The sequence below is a fragment of the Bradyrhizobium sp. Ken01 genome, from assembly GCF_055807355.1.
The window spans coordinates 15,185-38,121 of the sequence record NZ_JBVVPC010000037.1 but is presented as its reverse complement, the minus strand read 5'-3'; the positions used below and the strand labels follow the sequence as shown (position 1 = coordinate 38,121).

The window sequence follows — 22,937 nt, the reverse complement described above, 5'->3', positions numbered from 1 at the left end:
TATTAGTTGCGCGTGGGGCCATTCGGGGGGCGGCGCGAAGACAACAGCAAGCTGGCGACCTGCCAGGACGTTGCGAGCTTCGTACGGAGGCGCGCCTCAAGCGGCATCTCGCGAAGCTTATGAGACAACGCGAGCGCCGCCCCCGGATCTTCGAAGGCGGACGACAGCAACACCGTCATCGGGAAATCGACCTTGACGCTGATCGAACTGGGCGCCTTGCAGTGCATGATCATGCCGATAGCGGCATCTGCATCGCCCGAGATGGCGCGCTGCAACTGCGGGATCGTCGTGGTCGTCGCCTGCACGAACGAGATCACCTCGGCCTTGGTCGCGTCGTCGAACGCCTCGGCCGAAATCGCCCGCCAATACTTCAGGACGCGGGGCCACGGCTCTGTGGTGGCCTCCTCATGCCGTTCAGGGTCACCATTGTCGATGTGGTTCAAAGGCGCGCTCCATCGTTCACGCATGGCCAAGCCAGCGCGTCAGGTCGGTGTTGTCTTCATCTTTGCTCGTGGATCGGTCTTCGGAATTATCCACGGCGGCCCGTGCATTACCTCCGCCGGGCCACGAACCCGGTAAGTTAGTCGCTACTCGAGCGAGACTTCCTCCAACAGGAAGCGTCCGTATCCCGGATTGTAATCGCTCAACCCGAACACACCCGCCATCCGGTAGAGGTGACCGGCCGCCCTGAGCTCCGCCGAGCCGGCGGCAGTGGTTTGCCAGGTGCCTCTGCTGAGGTAGCCTCCGCAACAGTCTGAGTCGCGACCGGCGCATGCAGGATGACTTGCCTCGCCTCTGACGCAGAGTTGGCTGGCCCTGATTGCATCACAGGGCTGACGGGGAGCATCGGCAAACGTCATTTCGGGCCTCGGGCTGACACACGGACTATCTAGCACAGGAAATGCACGTGTACATTACAGATATACATGTATCTTGTAAATATACTGAACATGGTTAACGGTCGCCAAATCGCCTCGGCTCGCGTGTGGCTCGGCATTTCCCAATCCGAATTGGCCAAGGCGTCGAAGGTGGCTACACGGACCATCGCGCTTTTCGAAACCGGCGGGCGCGTCCCACAGGACCGCACTCTGAAGGCTTTAGTAGACTGCCTGGAGGAGATGGGAGTGGAGTTCCTGATGGACGAGGACAATGCCGCAGCCGGTGTTGGCATACGCATCCGCCGTCCCGTGCTGCATCAGGCCATCTTGTCAGCTCGCAGCCAGAGGAGCGAGAAGAGCGGTCGTGGCGGAGCCCAGTGATCTACGCCCAGCCAAGACTCAGCTGGTCATCCGTACGTCAGGCCTATTGAAGCAGTCGGCCCTGCACATACGATCATCATCGGCCACAACATGGACCAGCGCGACCACGAAGCTTTCCTCGAACAGCGTGTGCTTGAGCGTGTTCGATGGTCCCGGGTTGGAGCCTCGAGGACGCGCGCTGCGACCAAGGGCTGCATCAAGTCGATCAACGACCTCGGCGACTTCGTGCTGAAGACGAACAACGGGACGCCGGTGCTGCTGGGCGACGGACCCGGCTCCTTCCGAGATGTTCGAGACCATCGTCAACCTCGAACCGGAGGACGAGTGGCGACCCGGCATGACCATCGACGGCCTGATCGCCGAGATGGACAAGGCGCCGCAGTTTCCCGGCGTCTCGAAGGCCTGGACCATGCCGATCAAGGCGCGCATCGACATGTTGTCGACGGGGATCCGCACGCCGATCGGGGTCAAGGTCATCGGGACCGACCTGGTCGAGATCGATAAACTCGCCAAGCAGATCGAGCAGGTCCTGAAAGCCGTGCCGGTACGTCCTCGGCGGACCCCAAGCGCGGCATCGGCGGTTACTATCTGGAGGTCACCCGGGACCGAAGCGCGCTGGCGCGCTACGGCATCATGGTCCAGGACGTTCAGGGCACGATCGCGACCGCGCTCGGCGTCAAACCGTGACCACGACCGTCGAGGGCCGGCGGCGCTTCACCGCCAACATGCGCTACCCGCGCGATCTGCGCGACAATCCGCAAGCCATCGCCAACGACGTGCTGGTGCCGATGCCCGCCGGCCGCGCGGTGCCGTTCGGCGAGGCCGCCAAGGTCGCCGGCGCCCGACGTCGATCCGGACCGAGAACGGACAATTGGCTACCTACATTTACGTCGACATTCGCCACCGGACATGGGCGGCTACGTCGCCGACGCCGAAGCTGCCGTGCAGGCCAGCATCCAGTTTCCGGCCGATTACTACGACATGTGGAGCGGCCAGTACGAATACCTGGAGCGCGCAAAGGCGCGGCTGAAGATCGTCGTCGCAGAGACGCTGCTGATTAATTTCCTGCTGCTGTACCTGAACTTCCGCTCGATCACCGAGACGATGATCGTGATGCTCTCGGTTCCGTTCGCCTTGGTCGGCGGGCTCTGGCTGATGTGGTGGCTCGGCTTCAACATGTCCGTTGCCGTGGCCGTGGGCTTCCTTGCGCTTGCGGGCGTCGCCGCCGAGACCGGCGTCGTCATGCTGATCTATCTCAATCAGGCGCCGGCGGAGACCGCGGCGAGGCGCGCCGCCGAGGCGCGAGCGCTGACCCGCGGCGATTTGTTTCGATGCCATCATGGAGGGCGCGGTGGAGCGTGTCCGGCCCAATATGATGACGGTTGTCGCCATCATGGCGGGCCTGCTGCCGATCATGTGGAGCAGCGGGACGGGATCGGCAAATATGCAGCGCATCGGGGTGCCGATGATCGGCGGCACGATCTCATCCATGCTGCTGACGCTGATCGTGTTCCCGGCGATCTTCGGCCTGGTGAAGGGGTTCGGATCGCCGCCTGATGATCGCCGGCTTTCGCCGCCGATCCGCAACTCGATCACAGTTCACAAGCGGTCTCAAAGCCGGCGGACTAGCTGAGCGCGGGTGTGTCGGTTGGACTTTGCGGGCGGATCTTCCTCCTCGGGACGACCTCAAGGTCTTCGAGTTCCGGCTGTTGGGATTAGCGTTGATCTCGGCCTGGACACTATGCTTGCAGCCGCTTGCCGCAGGGTCGACCATCACATTGGCGAACGCCGCGCGTAAGCTGTCAGCAGCCGCGGCTGCATCAAGATGGAGCCGCCGTTTGCAGAACGGGCTGCATCTCCCAGGCCTTGTTTCCGATATGCTCACCTGAAAGAATTTTGCCGGCCATCGCGGGGCTCTTGCAGTCGAGGCCCACCCGGAGGCGGGCTCGCTCAGGGACGCCGGGAATCGGTTCCAAGACGTCCATTTCCTCGATAGCCCGACGTCGGTCTTGATTGTCGTCCGACAGCCCGCTCTTGGCTGCGTAGCAATACTCCGCGTTCGGGAGCAAATGAAAGCGGCCGGCAATAGCGTAGCCCTCTGCTTGAATGCCTTTCCAGTTCAGTCGCATACGGGGCGCATCACCCGGAACGGCCAGCGTCTTCGGATTGAGAACGTGCACGTCGTGTAGGTAGCGGGTGGCTGTTACCGAGGTCGGGAGATCCGATTGCGCCCGCTGCGCCTCTTCGAACCGCGCGAAGCCAGCGAGCGAGAGCAGAATCCTGGCGTGTAAGACCAGTTGCTCCCGCTCTGGAGAAATCGCGAACCCGTCACGGCCAGACGGCCGACCACGGTTTGCGAGCGGCACCCCCAGCTTGGCGCCGGTCTCGATGAGACGGGCCTCGATATACTCTGCCTCGTAGCTGCCGAAACGAGGGTCGTTGCCATCAATGATGTAGACTTGGGTTGCCGCTTGAAGCATCTTCTTGACGCGCTCGCCAATCTTACGATTTCGCCGACCGTACCCAACATACGCACGATCCGTAGCGACTACGTAAGCGATGTAGGGCGACGAGATATTGGCCTTGGCTCGATCCAGATCGGAATACGGGACCGCCGTAACCCGGAGAATCGATCCAAGCGAGTCGATAGTTCGCAATCCCCAAACCGAACCATCGCACAGGGCGGTCCGGGCGACGATCGTCGGGTTGAACTGAGCGGCGGTCATTCACTTTCATCCAGGTTGGGAAAGATCAGTTGGTCAACTCTATATATGCGCACCGGTGCGCAATGTAAACGGTGCTCATAAGCACAGAAGACATGGTAAACGTTACGTCAGCCCGCGTTGCACTTCCGATGGGAAGGCCGCATGATGACTTGGCGGAATCAGCACGGTGGTAAGGATGGCAAGGAAGAATGCGGCAGAAGCTCCAAAGAGCAGGAGTGGTCCCCGTGCGCCGACAGGCAAGAAGCCCCTTACCGTCATTTTAGAAGAAGATGTCATCATGGCCGCCAAGATCGCCGCGATCGAGGATGGCCTGAAGGTCTCGGGCATCGTTGAAAAACTGCTGCGGGAATGGTTGGCAGGAAGGAAAGGTCGCCGTTAGGGGACCTGCGTTGCTCGTGGGTAAGCAAGGCCGGCCACCGACGCAGCAGTCGGCTGGCTCGGTCAACGCCTGATTACTCCGTGGCCTGACACCACGATATGACATACGTGTTCGCCGGCTTCGTCGCAGGCTCCGCCTACTGGTTTGTTGCCATGCGCCGCGAGCGGTCCAACTGACGCAGCCAACCTTGCGAAGCTCCGGGAAGCGAGGCTCGTGAGCCGCATAAACCTTGGCCCTGTAGGACCGCTATGGGTCAAGAGCGTCGGTCGGCGCTCGGCTGCAAACTTCCGCTCCGTCATGAGAGCCGACATGACGACCCGCCTGTCGGATGGCAGCGATGGGGCCAGAAGCTGACTTCCCTCTGCATCGAACTCACTACCTGCACGGCAGCAAGGTGGTAGCAGGGTTGACGATTTTTCTGATGGCTGAGGTCTCGGTCGGCCGATTGTGCATAGTAGAACCATGTCCCCCCGGGTAGTGTTTCAATTCACTGGGCGTGTGCAAAACGCTAGAGCAATCGTCGCTTTGGCTGATGCGTGACAGGGTCTCCAGATGCTCTTATCCACGCTGGACTCGTATCCATCGCCTTAATTAGCGGCCCGGCGACTCGCTCCACAGGATGATTTCTTGATGCTCAGACTGTCGATCCGAAGAAAGATCATGAGCATCGCAGTGGCTCTTATCCTTCTAATGGCCGTTACGGCTGTGCTTTCGATGGTCTCTGTGGTGCAGCTTGGCAACCGTCTACAGGAGCTGACACGAAGCTATATTCCGGCTTATGGAGATCTGGCACGCGCGAACATCCGTTCGGTTGAACGAGGCTTGGCGCTGCGTCGCATGGTGATCGAAAAGATGAAATCACCACCGAATGCGGACCGGTTTGCGGCTTTGGCTACTTTATTTGACGCCAAAGGCGCCGAAGGTATTCAAGAAACTCAGGTAGCGCTCGCACTGATCCATGATTTAGTCGACGGGAAAAACGGAGATGCGACCGCTTTGGTTCGCCTTGAAGGCCGTATCGATTCCGCCGTCGCCGATACGCGCCGGCATCTTAATCATGAGATCGAGCGACTGTTACCTCTGCTGGATACCCGTGACGACAAGGCAATCGACGAAAGTCTCGCGCGCGTGGACGACCTGCGCGAGGAGATGAACCAGAAGATGGATGCCATTCGGTCCGATATGTTTGCGTTGCTGGTTTCAGACGCAGAGGTGACAACGCGAAAACTAACTCAAGTCATGGCCATCGCCGCAATCCTCACATTCCTCGCCGCCATTCTTGGTTTGGTCTTTTCGGCTTTGGTCAGCGCCGGTGTGACTCGTCCAGTCCGGCAGTTGCTCGAGGGTGCCAAGGCGGTCGAAGCCGGTCATCTCGACGGAACATTGGTCGCGACCTCGCAGGATGAGATCGGGCAGCTGACCACTGCCTTCAATCAGATGGTGGAGCAGTTACGATTAAAGGAGCGCCTGCGTGAGACGTTCGGGAAGTACGTTGATCCGCGTGTTGTAGAGGGACTTATGGAAAGGCCCGAATTGGCTGTAGAAGGTCAGCGCCGCGTCATGACCGTACTGTTTTGTGACGTCAAGGGATTCACTAGCACCAGTGAAGGGATGACTCCGCAAGGCCTGGTCAAGGTGATGAACCGCTACTTCTCAACCATGTCAGCGCCGATCCGCCATCATCAAGGCATCATCGACAAGTATATCGGCGATGCCATCATGTCCTACTGGGGACCTCCATTCGCCGACGACAAGGAACAGGCCCGGCTCGCGAGCTTTGCTGCTTTGGACATGCTAAGGCTTGTGCCACAGTTGCGGGCAGAGTTGCCTGCACTGCTTGGTGTCCGCACACTTCCTAACGCGTTTGATTTGCGTATCGGCATCGCGACGGGGGAGGTGCTGGTCGGCAGCATCGGCTCGGAGCTGATGATGAGCTATACCGTCATGGGCGATACGGTGAATCTGGCATCGCGCTTGGAGGGCGCTAATAAGGTTTACGGCGGCCGCATCTTGGTGTCGGAGTCGACCGTCGAGGGTGCTGGGGCCTTTATCGAGGCGCGCGAAGTCGACCGGATCGTGACGCTCGGTCAAACTCAATCTCAGGCCGTGTTCGAGATCATGGCGCGAAAGGGTGAGTTGACGTCCTCGCAGATAGACCTTCGAAATCGATTCTCGGATGGGCTCGCTGCCTACCGTGCACAACGCTGGGACGACGCACGTCGAAATTTTGAAGCAGCACTGCTGGCGGTCCCGACCGACGGACCCTCAATGACTTTCATCGAGCGCCTCGACGGGCTAGCGGCAGTTCCGCCCGGCGATGGCTGGGACGGTGCGTGGCATCTAGAGAAGAAGTAATCCTCGAACTTCCGTTGTTATGACACCGATGCCCTCGAAGTCCGGATCGGGTCAATTCCACACAAACCGCTGCATCGGACGAACTGACGCGATGGGCCATGAGCAGACGCGCTCGGCGGCCAAAGGGGCCTCGCAAGGCACGTCGCTCGTAGTGTTCGACCTTGTTGTCTCACTGAGCTGTCAGGCTCGACACACCTTGCATTTTAACAATTGAAGGCGGGTTCCACCGGCCCGTGAGCGCATCCGATTTCGGACTGTAAAGTCGCATAGTCAGATTGAATGGCCCCTTGGGTGCAGGTAGCCAATTGGCTTCCTTGTCCCTTCCGGGAGTTTCGTTTTGGAAGTAAAGGTCTAGTGAGCCATCAGGGTTGTATTTAAAAGGCATCCAACTGGAGACCGTGAAGCGATTCAGAACGTTTCCAACTTGAAAGCCCTCCGCGTCGTACAGCGTGATTGACCAGAAGGCATTAACAGGTGGCGCTGCACCTTTTTCAAAAGTGATCGTGTATTTGTTCGCACCATCGAGCGGCTTGCCGGTTTCGTCGCCGATGTTGAGGGGATAGATCGCGTCCTCCACAAGATTTGCACCAAGCCCAACCTGAGCGACGACAGCCCTCTTTAGATAGTAATTGCCATACACACCCATTGTGTCTGTGTTCATTGACCAGCCATTGGCAACTCGTGCCAAGGTCGGCACTTTCCACGCCATCACCTTCTGCGCGTCTGCCGGCGAGGTCTCAAGCCCCCTCTGCACGAGCGGATCGAGCTTGCCGATGTCGAAACTCTTCCCTACTTCGATCCCAATCCTTTTCATCTGCGCGATCAAAGGTTCGTCTGTTACATGCGGAGGAATACGCTTAAGCAACTCGGCGGCGTAAGCGAAATAGACCCCTGCTGTCATCGTATCTACCTGGGTCTTCGGCGGCGTCTTCATATCGACGCTGGGGTCAATTTTGACTTCAGCCGGCTTAGGCGATTTGCCAAATTCGGAAAGCAACGCGACCTTGTAGCCCGCCTGAATTTTGTGGACCGCATCGTAATCGGACGGACCATCGGTTTTTGTACGACCAATGATCCAGACGTACGGCGTCGGTGCCTCAATGCGCCGGGTGTCCTTCGGCAGCTTGAACTCGTCGGTGAACCGGTCACGAAGATCGGGCCGCCAACCGGGCGGCGTTACCAAATAGGTTCCGGCCTGGGTACCAGTCGTGCGCAAGCCCGGAGAAGCGAAAACATCGCTCCACAAGTCGAGCATGGGCAAAAGGTAGTAGCGGCCGCCCGTATCCGGCACGCTGACCACGACGGGCTCCTTGGTCATGTCGAGCCATGCGATGGAATACAAAGTATCGAAGTTAGACCGTACGACCCCTTTGAAGTCTGCAGGTGGGTACTGTGGTACGTTGACGAACATATTCATCGGGCCTTTGCCAAATTCCTTACCCGGTTCAATGTTGGTTGACTGCTTCCGGGTAATGTCCATCGACAAAAGCGAATAGAAATAAAGATACGCATTGACGCCGATGTCGTGAGCCTCTTGTTCGGTTATAGCGCTCTGGGCCTTCGCGTTCAGTGCCCAGGCTGTCGGGATGAGCAGGCTCAAAGCCAAAGTAATCGCGACCTTTTTCAAAGTAACCTCCAGCGGCCCTGGGTGATCCTGACGCCGTTTCGTATGATCATGATCGCACTCGGTGCTCTCGACTATGCAAAATCGGCTGAGAATGTCCGCTGTCGGTCAACATCGGACTCTTTGGCTCCAAAGAACCCAGTGTCATCCGCTCGATCTGGCGCGCGCGTCGATGTCGCTCCTGAGCGCTTTGAAGTCGATGGGCTTGGTGAATAGCGCCTCAGCACCAGCTTCGAGAACCTTCTGTTTCGTTTCTCCATCGCCGTACGCCGTGATCATAATTACAGGAATATCAGGACGCGCTGCTCTGACCTTTCGCAGTAAAATCAGGCCGCTCATCCCAGGCATGTTAATATCCGAAAGGATCAAGATAAGCGTTTCACGATCAACCTCGCCGATCAGTTGAAGCGCGGCGCTTGCCGACCGCGCGAAATCCATGCGGTAGCGGCCATCGCGGATCTCGCGCCGGAACTGCTGGCGAAACAATGCCTCGACGTCTGCTTCGTCATCGACGACGAGGATACGCGGGTTCATGTTTTGCGTCCGGAAGCAGCAATCAGCTCAGCGTTGCGGGGGAGGACGACACGAAATTCAGTGAATACGCCCGCCTGTGTATCGACTTCAATCACTCCTGCGTGCTGTTTCACGACGACGTCGTGGCTGAGCGACAGGCCCAGACCAGTGCCTTCACCGGCCGCCTTGGTCGTGAAGAACGGCTCGAACACCCTTTCCTTGATTGACGCGGGTATTCCGGTCCCGTTGTCGCGGATGCGAATCTCGACCCTATCGCCGAGGTCCCGTGTAGATGTAGAAATTGTTGGTTCATATGGCTCGTCAGTCCACTGGGCTTTCCGAGCCATGGTTGCATAGAAGCCATTTGAGATCAGGTTGAGGAGCACGCGAGTTATCTCCTGCGGATAAACCTCCAGCTCACCCGCTAAAGGATCAAGGTTTTCCTCCAGCGTGATGTTGAACCCGGCCTTCTCCGCCCGTGCACCGTGATAAGCAAGCTGCAGACTTTCTTTTACCAAGGTGTTTATCTCGACGCGCACGGGTTCGCCGGAGCCCCCGCGTGAATGAAGGAGCATGTTCTTAACGATTGAATCGGCGCGTTTGCCATGCTCGACGACCTTCTCCAGGTTGCCCCGCAGCAGCTCCGATAGCTCGTCCACGGCGGCTCGCTTGCCCTGGCCGATCCCTGCGCCGTCGAGCAGCTCGCGCAACTCTCCGACCAATTCAGCCGAGAGCGACGCGAAATTGGTTACGAAGTTCAGAGGATTCTTGATCTCATGGGCGATGCCCGCCGTGAGCTGACCCAATGATGCGAGCTTTTCGGTCTGGATCAAACGATTCTGCGCCGCTCGGAGGTTGTTTAGGGATTGCGACAGTTCATCTGTCCGCAGCTTAACTTCGGCGAAAAGTCGCACGTTTTCTATCGCGATTACCGCTTGGTCCGCGAAGATCCGCAGCAACTCGACGTGATGCCTTTCAAAAGAGCCGGATTCCTTGCGAGTGACGCTGATTAGGCCGATTAGGCCCCGCTCGTTTTTCAGCGGCGTAAGCAGCAGGCTGCGAAAACCCCGTGCAACGCCGATGTCGGTCAACCCGCTTTGAAATCCCAACTCGGCCGAGCTGTCTGGAATTTCTAAGCTCTGACCACCGCGGATCAATTCGAACAGAGGATAAGCCGTTACCGGTCGGGGGAACGATTCTATTAGTGCCGCGTCCGCCTCGGCACTGACGGGTGTGAATGCGACCAGCTCGACTACATCGTCGATGATGCGAAGCACGGCGGTTGAGTGGCCACCAGTCAGTCGATTGGACTGATCGGCAATTGCTTCGAACACTGGTCGAACATCGGACGGCGAACTAGCAATGACCTTGAGGATATCGGCCGTGGCCGTTTGCCGCTCCACGCTTACCTGAAGCGCGTTTTCGGCCTCGATCTGTTCGGTTACGTCCGTGTTGGTGCCGAACCAACGGACGATGTCACCAACCTTGTTGCGGATCGGCAGAGCACGCGACAGAAACCATCGATAGGTGCCATCCTTGCCCCGAACAGGAAAAGTGTCCTCCCAAGGAGCGCCGGTTTCGAAGCTTCGTCGAAAATGCTTGACGACACGATCTACATGTTCGGGGTGATGAAAGTCCCTCCAATCATGAAGCTTCCGCCATTCCGCGCCTTCTGCATCTTCGAGGCCCATTCCTGTGTATTCATGCCAACGCTTGTTGTACCAGTAGATCCAGCCACTGGCGTCGGCGGTCCATGCGAATTGACTGATGTTGTCGGCGAGCTCGCGAAAGCGCTGTTCGCTTTCAGCGAGGACCGCGTCCGCGCGCTTGCGCTCGGTAATTTCCTCGGCTGCAACATTGATCGCAATGATTTCGCCCGTTCGAGCGCGCAGCGGATGCCAATAAGTAATCCACGAGCGATCTTCGATTTTGTCCACCCGCTGACTAGCAACCTCGATGCCACTCACCGGCTCGCCGGTGTTCATGATCGAACGGACGATACCTTCGACCGCATCGGCCAAAGCCGGTACACAATCGCGAACCGAGCGTCCCAAGTGATCCTCGATGGAGATGCCGCATATCTCAGTGAGGCGTTGGTTGATTTGCAGGTAACAGCAGTCGGGAGAAAGTACCGCAAGCCCGATCGGTGCTGTGTCGTAGACGAGTTGTAAGGCAGGCTGCTGCAGCCCGCCGTTAAGAGTTCGGGACGATTTTATGTCAGCCGCTTCTCGACTAGAATACTCTGACACGATTGCGGAGACCTCTCAGAGGAGGAACCAGTATGCGCCAGCAATTCAGACGACAATAGTGCTAAAACTTGGTCCTTGAGGCATTGTCGATCCATGAGGCTCCCTCGCGAGAACCAAAGGCCGCCCTTGGCTCCTCCAAGGACCAGTCGGTCTCCGCCCCCACACACGGCACGAACTCCGCTTTGGCAAAAGCAGCCGTTGCGCTCATGCGTCCGATCGGTCCGCCGAGGGCCATGAAGCATCATCCATTCGCCTCGCGGCGTCGGCCGCGGCCAGCTGCAGCACAAGGCATGTCAATCATCCTGGTCCTCGACCAGTACACGCGTAGCGGGTGCAGTCTTGATAGATGCCCCGACACTCGAACGATGGCAACCGGTTCAGACGACGACAGTCGCGGTAGCGTGCACGACATGTGTTTATGCATTGGCGCTTGGCCGTGTAAGCCCCAGTTTGAGCACCAAAGGCCAGATAGGCGTCCCCCGCAGCCACCGGCAGAGCTGAAATTGTCGAGACAGCAAGCGATGCCAGCAGGATAAACCGAATGCTCCTCGTGTTGCTCATAATACTCTCCGTCGGCGAACGCTACTTGGTTAAATCTGCGCCGCGAATAGTGCACTGAAACACACCTGCGTGTTTCTAGTATTTTCTGACGATCGGCTTAGCGGTCGGAGGCGCTCCGGGCGCGGGCGGCGAGATAGAAAAGGTCACCCAAGTATTCCAACCTGATGGCCGGTTTTCCGCAGCAAATTCCCCGTAGGCCTTGAGATTGAGATAGCCCTGCATGTCGCCGACCGGAAAAAGGAATCCGATCTGGGGCCCAATGCCCGCCACTTGCGACTGAAAGCAGCCGACACGGTCACCTGAGCCGCTGTCGCAGCTCAATCCCTTGTAGACATAGCCGACGAGGCCCACCATGACCTCCTTCGACACGAATTGCGACGCACCCCAGTCAAAGTGCATGTCCACACCGCTTTGATACTGCGTGGCAGTGTTCTTCAAATTGTAGGTGAAGCCGAGCACCCCGGAGAATTCGTGACCGGTCTGCGGATTGAAATAAGTGTAGCCGCCGCCAGCGTCGATTGCGCCATGTCCAATGCCCAAGTTCGACAAGCGATCGGATTGATAAGCGCCAACTGGAATATCGCCGGTGATATAGGTCATGTAGTTGTGGACGCCCGCATTCCAGCGCAACGCGAACTGCGGCGCTAGATCCCCAAAGCCCCATGTCGTGTCGCTGATGGTATCGGAGCGCGCGAAGGGAACATTGCCGAACGGCGTTGTTACGACACCAGATAAGGTACCCGCCAAGCTGGTGCCGACAACGCCATATGCTGCCAAGAGGGACACAGACGCTTGGCCACCGAGCACCGGGGTCGCAAATACATAGCTCGGAAGCACCAAGCCAAGGTCGGCCGTGGCGTTGACATGCAGATTCAGATTTGCGTTCACGGTGAAGTTGGCCGGAACCCTGCCGAGTGTGAACTCACGCGCCCTCGCGACGTCGGTGCCCGCCGATACGGACGTGTGGTAGTAGATAGTTGCCAGCGACCAACCCGGTTGCTGTGGCGTCGCCGCAAGGCTTCCAAATAGGCCGGGGATCCAGAAACTGATGCCGTTTTCGTCGGCAGATGCGGACTGAGAGAAAAACATGATGGCGGGCGCTATGATGGCCGCCACGCCAAGTCTGCGCCCTACCGAGATAGGCCGTTTCGCCCGCGCTAATGCAGCTGTCGCTGTCATGATCATTCTCCGTAAGGTCGTGTCGCCTCCGAGTGCAGCTTCGACACACTGTAACCCTGCAGTAGCCAGGCCTAAGAGCTAAAATCCGCTCAGGATTGATTTGCCCGAAAAAAGATGAATACTGCGACCAAACAGCAACAGGCTCGACGCCGAGGGTCACCCCGATCTTAGTAACGCCGCGCTACTGCTCGAGCATCAGTGAAGAGCAAAGTTGCTCAAAGATGAAACTCAAGCGCGCTATGGCCACTATCGGTCTACTGAATGCGTTCGCTGCACCTGTGGCCGCGGGCACATCCGAGGATGCGCCTGGTGCGCATGCCATAGGCGACCACGCAAAGGCGCTGCGTCTTGTTCGGCCGTTGGCCAATGATGGCGACGCTGCAGCCCAATTCAATTTGGGACGGATGTATGTGACTGGCGAGGGCGTGCAGCAGGACGATGCTGCCGCAGCATTGTGGTTTCGCAAAGCTGCGGAGCAAGGCTTGGCGGCTGCACAAACCAATCTCGCGGTGCCTACATGTGGTTCAGTCTAGCGGTAGCAGCGGGTGAGCAAACCGCGATGAAAACTTTACAAATGGCTGAACGGAGGATGAGCCCCGCTCAGATAGGCGAAGCGCAGAAGCTCGCACGGGACTGGAAGCCCGCTTCGCGGCCGTCTACTCGTTGACCGAGCCGCGGCTTATCCCGAGGGGCGGCCCTGGACGAACCGCCCGCTCAAGATACGCGCTCAAGGGTCGACTTATTTGGCGTGTGCCGCGATAGCTTTCTCGATCTGTGCTTTGACCGCCTCAAGGTTGAAGCTGGCGCCCTTTTGCATTGGCGGGTATTCGACCGCCGTCTGCGCCAGTTTCCCGACTTCCTGCTGTACAAACTGGAAGCGCCAGAACTCGAATGCAAACCAGTTGTAAAACGCCAGAGAACCGTTGGCCCCGTTCGGAAGGTTCATGCGCTCGAAGGGATCAAGACGGATATTGGTCAGGATAGGCCAATCTACCTTGACGGTACCACCCAACCAACCGCCAGGCTGATCGGTGAACCGGTACTTGTAATCGTCTATGCGCACTGCCGAAAGTGTGCCTTCGGTGAAGTAAAGTACTTCGTGACGAGCTGACGGACCTTTGCCGGTGATCAACGCTGTTTGATCATACCCGTCCAGGTGGACCTTATAGCTGCGGCCCGCCATGTCCTTGCCCTTTAGAAGTTCGGCGGTGATGTTCGGATTGCCTGCTGCCGCAACGAAGGTTGGAAACCAGTCCATACCTGAGAAGATACCATTCTCCACTTTGCCTGCCGGCACCTTGCCCGGCCAACGCAGCAGCGCGGGCACCCTGAAGCCGCCTTCCATGGCGGTACCCTTACCTCCAGCGAAAGGCGTGTTGCCTCCATCCGGCCAAGTAAAGTTCTCCGCGCCGTTGTCGGTGGTAAAGACGACGATGGTGTTGTTGTCGATGCCCATGTCCTTCAGCTTCTGCATCAGCAAGCCAATGTCGTCATCGAGCTGGGCCATACCGGCTTCTTGAATGGACCACCCGTTCTCCGAGTTGCGCATGGACTCGTATTTTTCGGAAAGATGAGTGACCACATGCATGCGTGTCGGGTTGAACCAGAGGAAAAACGGCTTGTTGTCGGCCTTAGCCTTATCGAGGAACTTGAAGGCGTTATCCCGGATCTCGTCGTCTACAGTTTCCATCCTTTTGGGATAAAGAGGACCAGCATCCTCAATCCTTTGCTTGCCGATCTTGCCCCAGCGGGGCATCTCCGTCGCGTCATCCGTTTCCGTGGCCCAGCTATGGACCATGTTGCGCGGTCCGACTGTGGCAATCAGGTCTTTCGGGTAGTTGCGATGAGAAGGGTCTTCCATCGCGTCCAGGTGATAGAGGTAGCCGTAAAATTCATCGAAACCATGCATCGTCGGGAGAAACTTGTTCAGGTCGCCCAAGTGGTTCTTCCCGAACTGGCCTGTCGCGTACCCCATGGATTTGAGGACCGTGGCAATCGTGGGCGCTTCGGCTGGCATCCCAATGGGCGAGCCGGCCTGCCCGACAGTGGTCAATCCGGTGCGGATCGGAAGCTCGCCTGTGATGAAGTTCGCCCTGCCAGCAGTACAGGAAGCCTCCGCGTAATAGTCGGTGAAGCGCATTCCCTCAGCCGCAAGCTTGTCGAGGTTTGGCGTCTTTCCGGCCATAATACCCTGATGGTAAGCACCGATGTTGAACCACCCAATGTCGTCGCCCATGACGACGACGATGTTCGGCTTTTGCCCGGCCGTAGCAGGTGCCGTCGCCGGTTGTTGGGCCTGAGCAGGGCTTGTCAGCCCAACGGCCGATAGTGCTGAGACCGCCACAAGAGAAGTACCGCTCATGAGAATGTCGCGGCGTCTCAAGCCTGCGCTGGTCGGCTCGTTGTTGCTCTCGATCTGAGCCGGGACTTTATCGTTGCTCATGCCTTCATCCTCGTCCTGACCTGAAAAGCCGAGGTGAGCGCTCCCGAATGGCTCGGCAGGACGCGAGCGGCGGGACATTACGAGGAGGACCCTGCCGTGGGCTTGGATCAAGCGCTATGCGTTTCCGGCAGGAAGCGCCTTTGGCACCTGAAAATCTGCACAGATTGGCCGCTGGTCCTTTCGTTGAGCCGCTTTGAAGCGCCGGCCCTGACGCTTTTACGCAAGTTTGACGCTACGCTAAGCGATGCGCAGAACCTGAGCCGGTGGCGGTCGTGCGACCAGCGATGCAAATGATGAAAGCCGCCCCAACGAGCGATGGCGGCTAGAACAAACTCAACCTGGGCACTTTGCGGGCCGCGCAATCGGAGCCGACCAAGCTTCAGGATACGCTTCAAGTGTGAGAACTTCATCTCGATCTTCTTGCGCTGACGCCGAGAGAGCTCGAAGCTCTGGCCGGCAAACGACCGGGCAACGTCTCGGGCGTGCTCATGGAAATTCGCGCGGGATCTTGCGTGTTCCTTTGGGCAGCACTGCGGTTTTGAGTGCACATATCGCAGTCGAGCTTGCTTGCACGAGACAGAAGGGTCCTCCGTTGTGCACGGTACCGCTCGTCGGGACGGGTCCCGCGCAACGCTATCGCTAAATGAAAGTCCGACCCGTCTCTCCACGTCCGAGGCTGAAAAGCTTGCACGCAACGTGTCCCCTATTGACGAGACTGGCTCTGGTCGTCTGGTCCTTTACTGGCACCGCCGGACGCCTCGACCTCACAGCCCACAATGGCCGGGGTGCGCTGGATGCCATTGGCTGACGCGACAGGCCAGAATCAGACGTCAGAGCCACATTGGACAAGCTATTCCGTCCGCTCCATACTGCCGCAGCTATCAAAGCAGCCGGCTGTTGAAAATGTTCATTTTCCGAGCTCGAGCCAAAGGGACGGCGCAAGAGCTAGGCTTTACCGTCTTTACCGTCCTGGTTCGATCGTACTATTGCCTGATGCTGGTGCCGGCTTTGGTATGTCTCTCCGATCCCGTCCTGGCTCAGGATCCTAGCGGCAGCAATGGTGGATCCGCACCGACATCGTGGCCTAATGTTTATTTGGACCTGAGAACGAATTACGCCACGGTGCCCGCCAATACACTTTCGATCGGCTTCAGCGGTCCTTCGCTGGCAACGACCATCGCGGCGCTTCGAATACTCTCGGATCTGTCGAGTTCACCGCGACTTTCGAGCTTTCCAGCACCATCGTCGCCTTCAACACAAAACATTGCACTTGACGTTCCGCTGACGGTCGATGTTAGCGACGCAGTCTCGTTGTATGGCGGGTTCACGGCAAGCGCTTTGGAAAGTGGGACGTCTGACTGGTCGTCCCCGGCGATCTCGAGCTGGAACGTGGGTTTCCAGGCTGACCTTTATCAGCAGAATGGCGGATCCATGCCAACGATTACACTGCAGACCACCATCACGAGATCGGTGCCGGATTCTACGCTTGCGACGACGTCCTTCAACAACATTGTGGAGTTCGACTATGCCCTGAACGAAGACGAGACCAAAGGGTTGCTGGCCGGCGTCCAATACACGAGAATCAATGTCGATTCTCCTTTCGCAACGATTAACCCGAATACCATTGGCTATCTCGGCGGCTACTATCAGTGGCCCAACAACTGGAAGTTCACGGGCCGCGGGGGCGTTCAATCATTCGGCGGAGCGCAACTGCTGAACTTGGGGACAGTGCCATCCTTTACTCAGCCAATTGTACGGTTCGACCTCGACCGGATGGACGATAACGATAATCGCCTGTTTGGCGTCACAGCCCAGATTGCATGGACACCAAAGCCCGCCTATCAGCTGACGATTAGAACGCCACTATACTTCGTCAGAAACTGAGACGCCGGGCGGCGCCATCTTGTTGACGACGCCGCCGCGGCGGATACCCTCGGCCTGAAGTTAATTGGGCGACTTAACTTATTGCAACCAGTGCGCCTGCTTATCAGAGACGTCCTCGCGTCCTCAGTTCGCAACGTCGGACGCAGTCGTCTGCCGCTAGACAATCGGTTGCAGTCGCGCAATTTCCTTGCTCAGGAAGAAAGCGACTACAGGGCAGGAAAAGGCGGCCCTGAGGGAGCGCCTGCTTCCGCTTACAATGGATGACCTATTGGCAGAGATGTCGAAGGCCATCAGGACCCTTAAAGTAGGTGCCGGGTCGGCAAACGATGCCATTGCGAGTGGCATAGGTATTCCAGTTGCCGTGCCAGCCCATCTCGCCGGACATGGCGTAGGAGTTACCCCATCCGCCGACCGCGGCACCTGCTGCCGCAGCGACCGGCTGGTTAGTGACGTGCCGCGTTGATGGCCGGTGCCGATAGCCGGAGGTAGGGGTAGCGCCGGTCCCAAGGCCCGTGCAGCTTGCGAACTCAGCTTCGCACGTGTCCGGATTGGAGAGGGCCGATTGTGCCGATGCAGCAGAGCAGGACAGGGCTGATGCCACAATCACTGACGCGCCCAAAACTCGTAAATTCATCATGGCTTTCTCCTAGTGATCGCTCGTGGCGCGAAATTTCCACGTGAAGAGGGTATCAACAGGTGCGGGCTTGGCTATGCTACTTCGGCCAATCTGCGCTGCAAAATCGGGCTGCTTTGCTAGTTCTCTCCCCATGCTGGGGGAACGACAGCAGCGGGGGACAATCACATCAAGCGCACCTCTTATCCTGCTCGTGCACTCGTCTCGTCGGCGATCACGACGGTCGCCTTAGGTCGAACGAGACGCCCGGGGCGGGCGGAACTGCAAAACCGAAACTGTTCAGATCAAGCCAACGTTGTTGCCGAACTAGCATAGTGGCGAGAGGTAAGCTCCCCTAGTCTAGCTTCAAAGTATCGGTGCGCCTGCATGTTCACGTTCCGAACGTCGATAACGCTTGCTGTGGCGACCTTTGTGGCTGCGCTTGCAGGTTTGTTGATTGCAATTCAGGTTCGATCGCTGCGTTTAGCAACGCATGAAGCGGCTTCAGCCTATATGGACGCAGCAAGCGCCAAGGCTTTGGGCCGCTTGCATAGTGAGTTGAGCTCCATCTCTTCAATTGTGAACGTGCTTGCTACTAGTTCAAGCGTAGCGGATTCGGATGACCGATCTGAAACGGGCAGGGCGATCCCCCTGTTCAAGGCCGCTCTGCACGAAATGCCGCAGATGGACAGTATCTACGTCGGCTTTGCGAATGGCGCCTGGTTACAAGTGCGGCGCACCAGCGATCTCACTGAGGACCAGCGCGCGAAGCTGCGAGCACCGGTGAATGCTGATATGGTGATCAATCTTGTGCGGCCGACGGCGGCAGGCGAGCTGCCGATGCGCCGGGTGTTCCAAGATCGGCAGGGCAGCGAAGTCGACGAAATCGATTTCTGGAAATACGGCTACGATGCTCGGACGCGGCCCTGGTATACCCAGACGATGAAAATCGGCCGCACCTTTGTCAGCGAGCCGTATCTTTCCTTTAATCTTAGCGCACCAGTGATGACGGTGGCTGCGCCCTTGCAGGGCAAGGTGACCGGCGTGCTCGCGGCCGATCTTAAGCTCGATAGCTTCAGCGCTTTCGTCCAGGCCCAGCGCCCGGGACCACATGGCACCGCAACGATCTTCGACCAAGCTGGCTCCCTGATCGCCCATCCTGACTTTGTGGAATTACTCGCAAATGCGATGAACGATCCCACACGATCACAGCTACCAAACATCGGCGAAATCAAAGATGGACTCGTTGCCTCTGTGCTGCGGATCTCACGCAACCTCGGCGTGGACGAAGGCTCCGTCGAAGATAACAAGGGCCAAGGTTATCTTTTTCGATTGACGAGTTTCACTTTGAGCGATGGCTACAGCGCCAGCATATTGCTGCTGGCGGCCCAGGATGATTTTGTCCAGAATGTCAGGAAAGTACAGTTCACGGGCTTGATCTTGGCCATCGTCGTCGGCGCGGCCTTCATCCCGATGGTCTGGATTTTCGGCAATCGCATGGCCCGTTCCTTGAACGCCATTGCCGCGCAAGCCGCAAAACTCCAGAACCTGGCTCAGCCCGATCCGGTGCCAGTAACATCCTACATTGCAGAGATACACGATCTGGGCAGTACTGTAAATTTGGCGCAGCGTGCAATATGGTCGTTCGCGCACTTCGTTCCCAAGGAGATCGTGCGCGGCGTGCTGGACAACTCCATCTCAACTAGGCTCGGAGGGGTCAAGCAGGAGATAACGTTGATCTTTACAGATGTTCAGGGGTTCACAACGATAGCGGAATCGGTCGACCCCGACTTGTTGATGAAACAGACCTCGCGCTACTTCTCGGCCCTGACCCAAGCCTTCCTAGCCGAAGGTGGCACAATCGACAAGTTTATCGGTGACGCGATGATGGTATTTTGGAACGCGCCCGCTCCGCAACCAGATCATGTCGCTCGTGCCTGCCGTGCGGCACTGGCGGCCAGAGCCGCCGGTGAACGACTCAACGCTGAGTTCACGGCGGAAGGGTGGAAGCCCTTCATCACTCGGTTCGGTATTCATGTTGGGGAGGCCGTCGTTGGAAATGTCGGATCGACTGAGCGAATGAACTACACCGCTCTCGGCAACACCGTGAACCTTGCTGCTCGGCTCGAAGGACTAAACAAGCAGGTCGGTACGACAATCTTAGTGAGCGAAGCAGTCCACTCCCGCGTTCGCGACCAGTTTAGATTTACGACCTTCGATGCGGTCATAGCGAAGGGAATGTCCACTGAAACGCGCATCTATGGGCTCGACGGAGCGTCCGCATGAAATTCGCTTCGAGCTGGCGGGCCTTGCTGTGGGCGATGCTCGCTCTATCTGGTCCGTCGGTTCATGCTTCCGAAGAGACCATCAAGGTGGGCATTCTGCATTCGTTGTCCGGAACCATGGCGATCAGTGAGTCCGTTCTCAAGGACACGGTTCTGATGATGATCGCGGACCAGAACAAAAAGGGTGGCTTGTTGGGGAAAAGATTGGAGCCGGTAATCGTGGACCCTGCTTCCAATTGGGAAGCTTTCGCCGAAAAAGCTCGCGAGTTGCTCACGTTGGACAAGGTTGCAGTCGTATTTGGCTGCTGGACCTCCGTGTCCCGAAAATCGGCAACACCCGCTTTCGAACAGTTGAATGGCCTGCTCTTCTATCCCGTTCAGTATGAGGGCGAGGAGAGTTCGCGGAACATCTTCTACAGTGGCGCCGCGCCGAGCCAGCAGGCAATTCCGGCCGTTCGATATCTAATGAGCAAGGAGGGCGGCCAAGTTCGCAGGTGGGTATTGCTCGGCACCGACTATGTCTATCCGCGGACTACCAACAAGATCCTAAGCGCCTATCTGTTCAGCGAAGGCGTAGCTCCCGAGGATATCACGACGATCTATACGCCCTTTGGGCAATCAGAGTGGCGCGAGATTGTCGGAAGGATCAAAGCGCTCGGTTCGGAAGGCAAGCGGACAGCTGTCATCTCAACCATTAATGGAGACGCCAACACCTATTTTTACCGTGAGCTGATTGCTCAACAGATCAGCGCCACGACCATCCCTGTTATGGCGCTCTCGATCGGAGACCGCGAACTGCATCAAATTGGCGCTGACAGGCTCGCTGGTCAAATGGCGGCATGGAATTATTTTCAGTCTATCAAGTCGCCAGAAAACGACGCTTTTGTCAAAATGTGGGCTGACTTCAACGGCCAGCGTGACAGCATGACAAATGACCCGATGGAGGCCACTTTCGTCGGTTTTCGAATGTGGGCCCAGGCGGTCAGCCAAGCCGGCACTGTTGATGTGAACGCCGTCCGTCAAGCGATGTATGGTCAGCGAGTGAAAGCGCCGAGCGGCTTTGAAGTTGTGATGAACACCAATCACCATCTGTCCAAGCCGGCCATGATTGGTAGGATAAATTCTTCAGGGACGTTCGACGTAGTCTGGCGATCGATCTCACCGATCAAACCGTCGGTTTGGAGCCGATACATTCCCGCAAGTGCGAGGCTGACAGCCGACTGGAGTTTTCCTTGGGTTTGCGGGGGGTGCGCTGAGCCCACATTCAAGGACTGGTGAGATGGTCTTGTTCGCACCTGATCGTCGGAATCGAATGAGCTTATCCGCTTTCGCCGCGCAGCGGCGCGATCCTTAAACTGCCGTCAGTCGCTGAAGGACACTGCTGCTGGAGAGGTCGGACGATCAAAGACATAATTGTCATCCGCGAACCGGCGCAACGTGATCGAGGGAGGTTCTCCGAACATCGTTCGGTATGCCGCCGCAAATCGCCCCAGTTCCCAGAAGCCATGATCGGTGGCAATCTTTGTGACTGTCGAGCATGAAGGATCAGCCCTGAGCAGCGCTCGGCGAACCAGATGCAATCTTCGCAGAGTTAAATAGCGGATGGGTCCCATCCCCAGATGTTCTTCGCAGGCCACTCGAAGTGTTCGCTCGGCCACGCCGATCGCGTTGCATATCTCGGCCAAGTACAAGGGCTGCGCCGGATGTGCTTCGAGAAATGCCTCGAACCGCGCAATCATCCGTCCGTGGCGATGGTTAGTGCCTTCTACTTGCGACGCTAAGCCCTCAGTGAGGCACTTGATCATAGTGTAGGTTATGTTCTGCTCTAAGGCCCGAGCCACCTCCGGGAGTTCGAGAAGGTCTGGTGTCGCGATGGCCATCTTGCCAATCAATTGGTGCTGTTGTTGCAATTGCCGCATAAGGACCGAACTTGGCCGGACCAAATATTCCAACTCCACTCCAGAAAACTCGTCACCCGCGATAGCCTTACACGCCGCCTCGAAATCGTCGGGAGTCAGTGACATCGCTCCGAAGTGGCAGTCACCTTCGGTTCTATGATGCACTACGTCATAGTTGCAGACGACGATTTCGTTGGGCGATAGGTCCCTGCCGCGATGCAGAAAGGTCGGCTGTTCTCCGGTAAGAAAGGCAATAACTCGTCGACCAGAGGTGATTTGACTCGTGTAGACTTGCGGCAGCGTAACGTCGAACCGTTGCATCATCAGCCGACTGAAGGTCACCTGCGTCAGTTCGGCGCGAAAATCCCCCGTTTTTGTTAGCAGCAGTTTGTTATCCGATCCTCGGATCGACTCCTGGAAAGGGAACGGATCGTCAAAATTGAAAACACGACTCGAACCCATAGGTGCTCGACACTGTTCAATTCATGAATGCATTAGGAGACGTAATTTCTGATCCCTGCGAAAGTATTTGCCCGCTCGAAATCTTATGCGGCCCGCAGAGGGGCTTCACTTCACCAACAGATGGTGCAACGACCTTTTTACACACGCAAAACGTGCGGGAAAATTAAAGCGGGAGAAAGACGTTGACTATGCAGAAACGGCAGAAAAGGCGCTGACCCCGTCTCGAGGGGCCGTGTTGATGGTGGCTAACTTAAGAGTTTCTAGTTTACTATTGAGGCATCAATCCAGTCATCGGCGGTATTGTCAACCCGGATGTAGCAACAGCCGTACGGCCGATAGCCGCCGTTTGCGCCTCGCGCGTTTTGATGGATCCGGCGCTGTTTACCGCATGTGTCCGGTTGGTTGACGCAGTTTAAGTCTCTAGTTTTGGGCAGGCGATCGAATTGGTTTCGTCTAGATGAGCGAGACCTAAATGCGTTCCGATTGTGCCGTTCAATGTCTCCTGAT

At 57.6% G+C, this 22,937-nt stretch carries 16 protein-coding genes and 2 pseudogenes; 8 read left to right on the top strand and 10 right to left on the bottom strand.

The annotated features are described in order from the left end of the window. Positions 1-2: 2 nt before the first annotated feature. Positions 3-443, bottom strand: coding sequence for a hypothetical protein (locus AC0L3S_RS28815; RefSeq protein ID WP_473282918.1), 441 nt, complete (start codon positions 441-443; stop codon positions 3-5). A 483-nt stretch (positions 444-926) separates the two neighbouring features. Between AC0L3S_RS28815 and AC0L3S_RS28810 the strand changes: the two genes are divergently transcribed. Then, complete coding sequence (locus tag AC0L3S_RS28810) at positions 927-1,259, top strand: helix-turn-helix transcriptional regulator (RefSeq protein ID WP_473282916.1); 333 nt, start codon at positions 927-929, stop codon at positions 1,257-1,259. Positions 1,260-1,277: 18 nt separating this feature from the next. Here the strand turns inward: AC0L3S_RS28810 and AC0L3S_RS28805 are convergent, their stop codons facing one another. Further along, positions 1,278-1,559 (bottom strand): hypothetical protein, encoded by a 282-nt coding sequence (locus AC0L3S_RS28805; protein WP_473282914.1) that lies wholly within the window; start codon positions 1,557-1,559, stop codon positions 1,278-1,280. On the opposite strand from AC0L3S_RS28805, the pseudogene AC0L3S_RS28800 reads away from it, so the two are divergent. Next, positions 1,510-2,892 (top strand): annotated as a pseudogene (locus AC0L3S_RS28800) (efflux RND transporter permease subunit); the annotation flags it as partial. The gene AC0L3S_RS28805 and the pseudogene AC0L3S_RS28800 sit on opposite strands and share 50 nt — an antisense overlap. Positions 2,893-3,079: 187 nt before the next feature. On the opposite strand, the gene AC0L3S_RS28795 reads toward AC0L3S_RS28800, so the two are convergent. Further along, positions 3,080-3,985 (bottom strand): hypothetical protein, encoded by a 906-nt coding sequence (locus AC0L3S_RS28795; protein ID WP_473282912.1) that lies wholly within the window; start codon positions 3,983-3,985, stop codon positions 3,080-3,082. A gap of 175 nt (positions 3,986-4,160) precedes the next feature. On the opposite strand from AC0L3S_RS28795, the gene AC0L3S_RS28790 reads away from it, so the two are divergent. Continuing rightward, positions 4,161-4,364, top strand: a complete 204-nt coding sequence (locus tag AC0L3S_RS28790) for a hypothetical protein (RefSeq protein ID WP_473282910.1) — start codon at positions 4,161-4,163, stop codon at positions 4,362-4,364. Between the two features lie 630 nt (positions 4,365-4,994). After that, positions 4,995-6,719, top strand: coding sequence for an adenylate/guanylate cyclase domain-containing protein (locus AC0L3S_RS28785; RefSeq protein ID WP_473282985.1), 1,725 nt, complete (start codon positions 4,995-4,997; stop codon positions 6,717-6,719). A gap of 169 nt (positions 6,720-6,888) precedes the next feature. On the opposite strand, the gene AC0L3S_RS28780 is transcribed toward AC0L3S_RS28785, so the two are convergent. From AC0L3S_RS28780 to AC0L3S_RS28765, 4 genes are all read right to left on the bottom strand, one after another. Beyond that, on the bottom strand, positions 6,889-8,346 hold the full coding sequence (locus AC0L3S_RS28780; protein ID WP_473282908.1) for a DUF1254 domain-containing protein: 1,458 nt from the start codon (positions 8,344-8,346) through the stop codon (positions 6,889-6,891). 141 nt (positions 8,347-8,487) lie between these two features. Beyond that, the gene (locus tag AC0L3S_RS28775) at positions 8,488-8,877 is read right to left on the bottom strand and encodes a response regulator (RefSeq protein ID WP_473282906.1); all 390 of its coding nucleotides are present in this window, start codon (positions 8,875-8,877) and stop codon (positions 8,488-8,490) included. Next, on the bottom strand, positions 8,874-11,105 hold the full coding sequence (locus AC0L3S_RS28770; protein WP_473282904.1) for a PAS domain-containing sensor histidine kinase: 2,232 nt from the start codon (positions 11,103-11,105) through the stop codon (positions 8,874-8,876). The genes AC0L3S_RS28775 and AC0L3S_RS28770 overlap by 4 nt, the downstream gene beginning before the upstream one ends. A 636-nt stretch (positions 11,106-11,741) precedes the next feature. Further along, positions 11,742-12,755 carry a SphA family protein gene (locus tag AC0L3S_RS28765; protein WP_473282983.1) on the bottom strand — a complete coding sequence of 338 codons (1,014 nt, stop codon included), beginning with the start codon at positions 12,753-12,755 and terminating at the stop codon, positions 11,742-11,744. Between the two features lie 311 nt (positions 12,756-13,066). On the opposite strand from AC0L3S_RS28765, the gene AC0L3S_RS28760 reads away from it, so the two are divergent. Beyond that, a complete protein-coding gene (locus AC0L3S_RS28760; RefSeq protein ID WP_473282902.1) occupies positions 13,067-13,378 on the top strand; it encodes a tetratricopeptide repeat protein in 312 nt (103 codons plus the stop codon). A gap of 206 nt (positions 13,379-13,584) precedes the next feature. Here the strand turns inward: AC0L3S_RS28760 and AC0L3S_RS28755 are convergent, their stop codons facing one another. Both AC0L3S_RS28755 and AC0L3S_RS28750 read right to left on the bottom strand, forming a co-directional pair. Next, the gene (locus AC0L3S_RS28755) at positions 13,585-15,207 is read right to left on the bottom strand and encodes an arylsulfatase (protein WP_473282981.1); all 1,623 of its coding nucleotides are present in this window, start codon (positions 15,205-15,207) and stop codon (positions 13,585-13,587) included. Between the two features lie 318 nt (positions 15,208-15,525). Further along, positions 15,526-15,900: pseudogene (locus AC0L3S_RS28750) on the bottom strand (transposase); the annotation flags it as partial. A 381-nt stretch (positions 15,901-16,281) separates the two neighbouring features. Between AC0L3S_RS28750 and AC0L3S_RS28745 the strand changes: the two are divergent. From AC0L3S_RS28745 to urtA, 3 genes are all read left to right on the top strand, one after another. Then, a complete protein-coding gene (locus tag AC0L3S_RS28745) occupies positions 16,282-17,172 on the top strand; it encodes a hypothetical protein (RefSeq protein ID WP_473282979.1) in 891 nt (296 codons plus the stop codon). 1,000 nt (positions 17,173-18,172) lie between these two features. Then, positions 18,173-20,071, top strand: coding sequence for an adenylate/guanylate cyclase domain-containing protein (locus tag AC0L3S_RS28740; RefSeq protein WP_473282900.1), 1,899 nt, complete (start codon positions 18,173-18,175; stop codon positions 20,069-20,071). After that, positions 20,068-21,348, top strand: coding sequence for an urea ABC transporter substrate-binding protein (gene urtA, locus AC0L3S_RS28735; protein WP_473282898.1), 1,281 nt, complete (start codon positions 20,068-20,070; stop codon positions 21,346-21,348). Before AC0L3S_RS28740 ends, urtA begins: the two co-directional genes overlap by 4 nt. 83 nt (positions 21,349-21,431) lie before the next feature. Here the strand turns inward: urtA and AC0L3S_RS28730 are convergent, their stop codons facing one another. Then, positions 21,432-22,430, bottom strand: coding sequence for a helix-turn-helix domain-containing protein (locus tag AC0L3S_RS28730; protein ID WP_473282896.1), 999 nt, complete (start codon positions 22,428-22,430; stop codon positions 21,432-21,434). Between the last annotated feature and the right edge of the window lie 507 nt (positions 22,431-22,937).

Coding starts and splice junctions, on each gene's coding strand:
- AC0L3S_RS28765 (WP_473282983.1), bottom strand. CDS start 12,755: ATGTTTTTCTCTCAGTCCGCATCTGCCGACGAAAACGGCATCAGTTTC.
- AC0L3S_RS28730 (WP_473282896.1), bottom strand. CDS start 22,430: ATGGGTTCGAGTCGTGTTTTCAATTTTGACGATCCGTTCCCTTTCCAG.
- AC0L3S_RS28755 (WP_473282981.1), bottom strand. CDS start 15,207: ATGAGCGGTACTTCTCTTGTGGCGGTCTCAGCACTATCGGCCGTTGGG.
- AC0L3S_RS28785 (WP_473282985.1), top strand. CDS start 4,995: ATGCTCAGACTGTCGATCCGAAGAAAGATCATGAGCATCGCAGTGGCT.
- AC0L3S_RS28775 (WP_473282906.1), bottom strand. CDS start 8,877: ATGAACCCGCGTATCCTCGTCGTCGATGACGAAGCAGACGTCGAGGCA.
- AC0L3S_RS28760 (WP_473282902.1), top strand. CDS start 13,067: ATGAAACTCAAGCGCGCTATGGCCACTATCGGTCTACTGAATGCGTTC.
- urtA (WP_473282898.1), top strand. CDS start 20,068: ATGAAATTCGCTTCGAGCTGGCGGGCCTTGCTGTGGGCGATGCTCGCT.
- AC0L3S_RS28740 (WP_473282900.1), top strand. CDS start 18,173: ATGTTCACGTTCCGAACGTCGATAACGCTTGCTGTGGCGACCTTTGTG.
- AC0L3S_RS28790 (WP_473282910.1), top strand. CDS start 4,161: ATGGCAAGGAAGAATGCGGCAGAAGCTCCAAAGAGCAGGAGTGGTCCC.
- AC0L3S_RS28805 (WP_473282914.1), bottom strand. CDS start 1,559: ATGGTCTCGAACATCTCGGAAGGAGCCGGGTCCGTCGCCCAGCAGCAC.
- AC0L3S_RS28795 (WP_473282912.1), bottom strand. CDS start 3,985: ATGACCGCCGCTCAGTTCAACCCGACGATCGTCGCCCGGACCGCCCTG.
- AC0L3S_RS28810 (WP_473282916.1), top strand. CDS start 927: ATGTATCTTGTAAATATACTGAACATGGTTAACGGTCGCCAAATCGCC.
- AC0L3S_RS28745 (WP_473282979.1), top strand. CDS start 16,282: ATGCTGGTGCCGGCTTTGGTATGTCTCTCCGATCCCGTCCTGGCTCAG.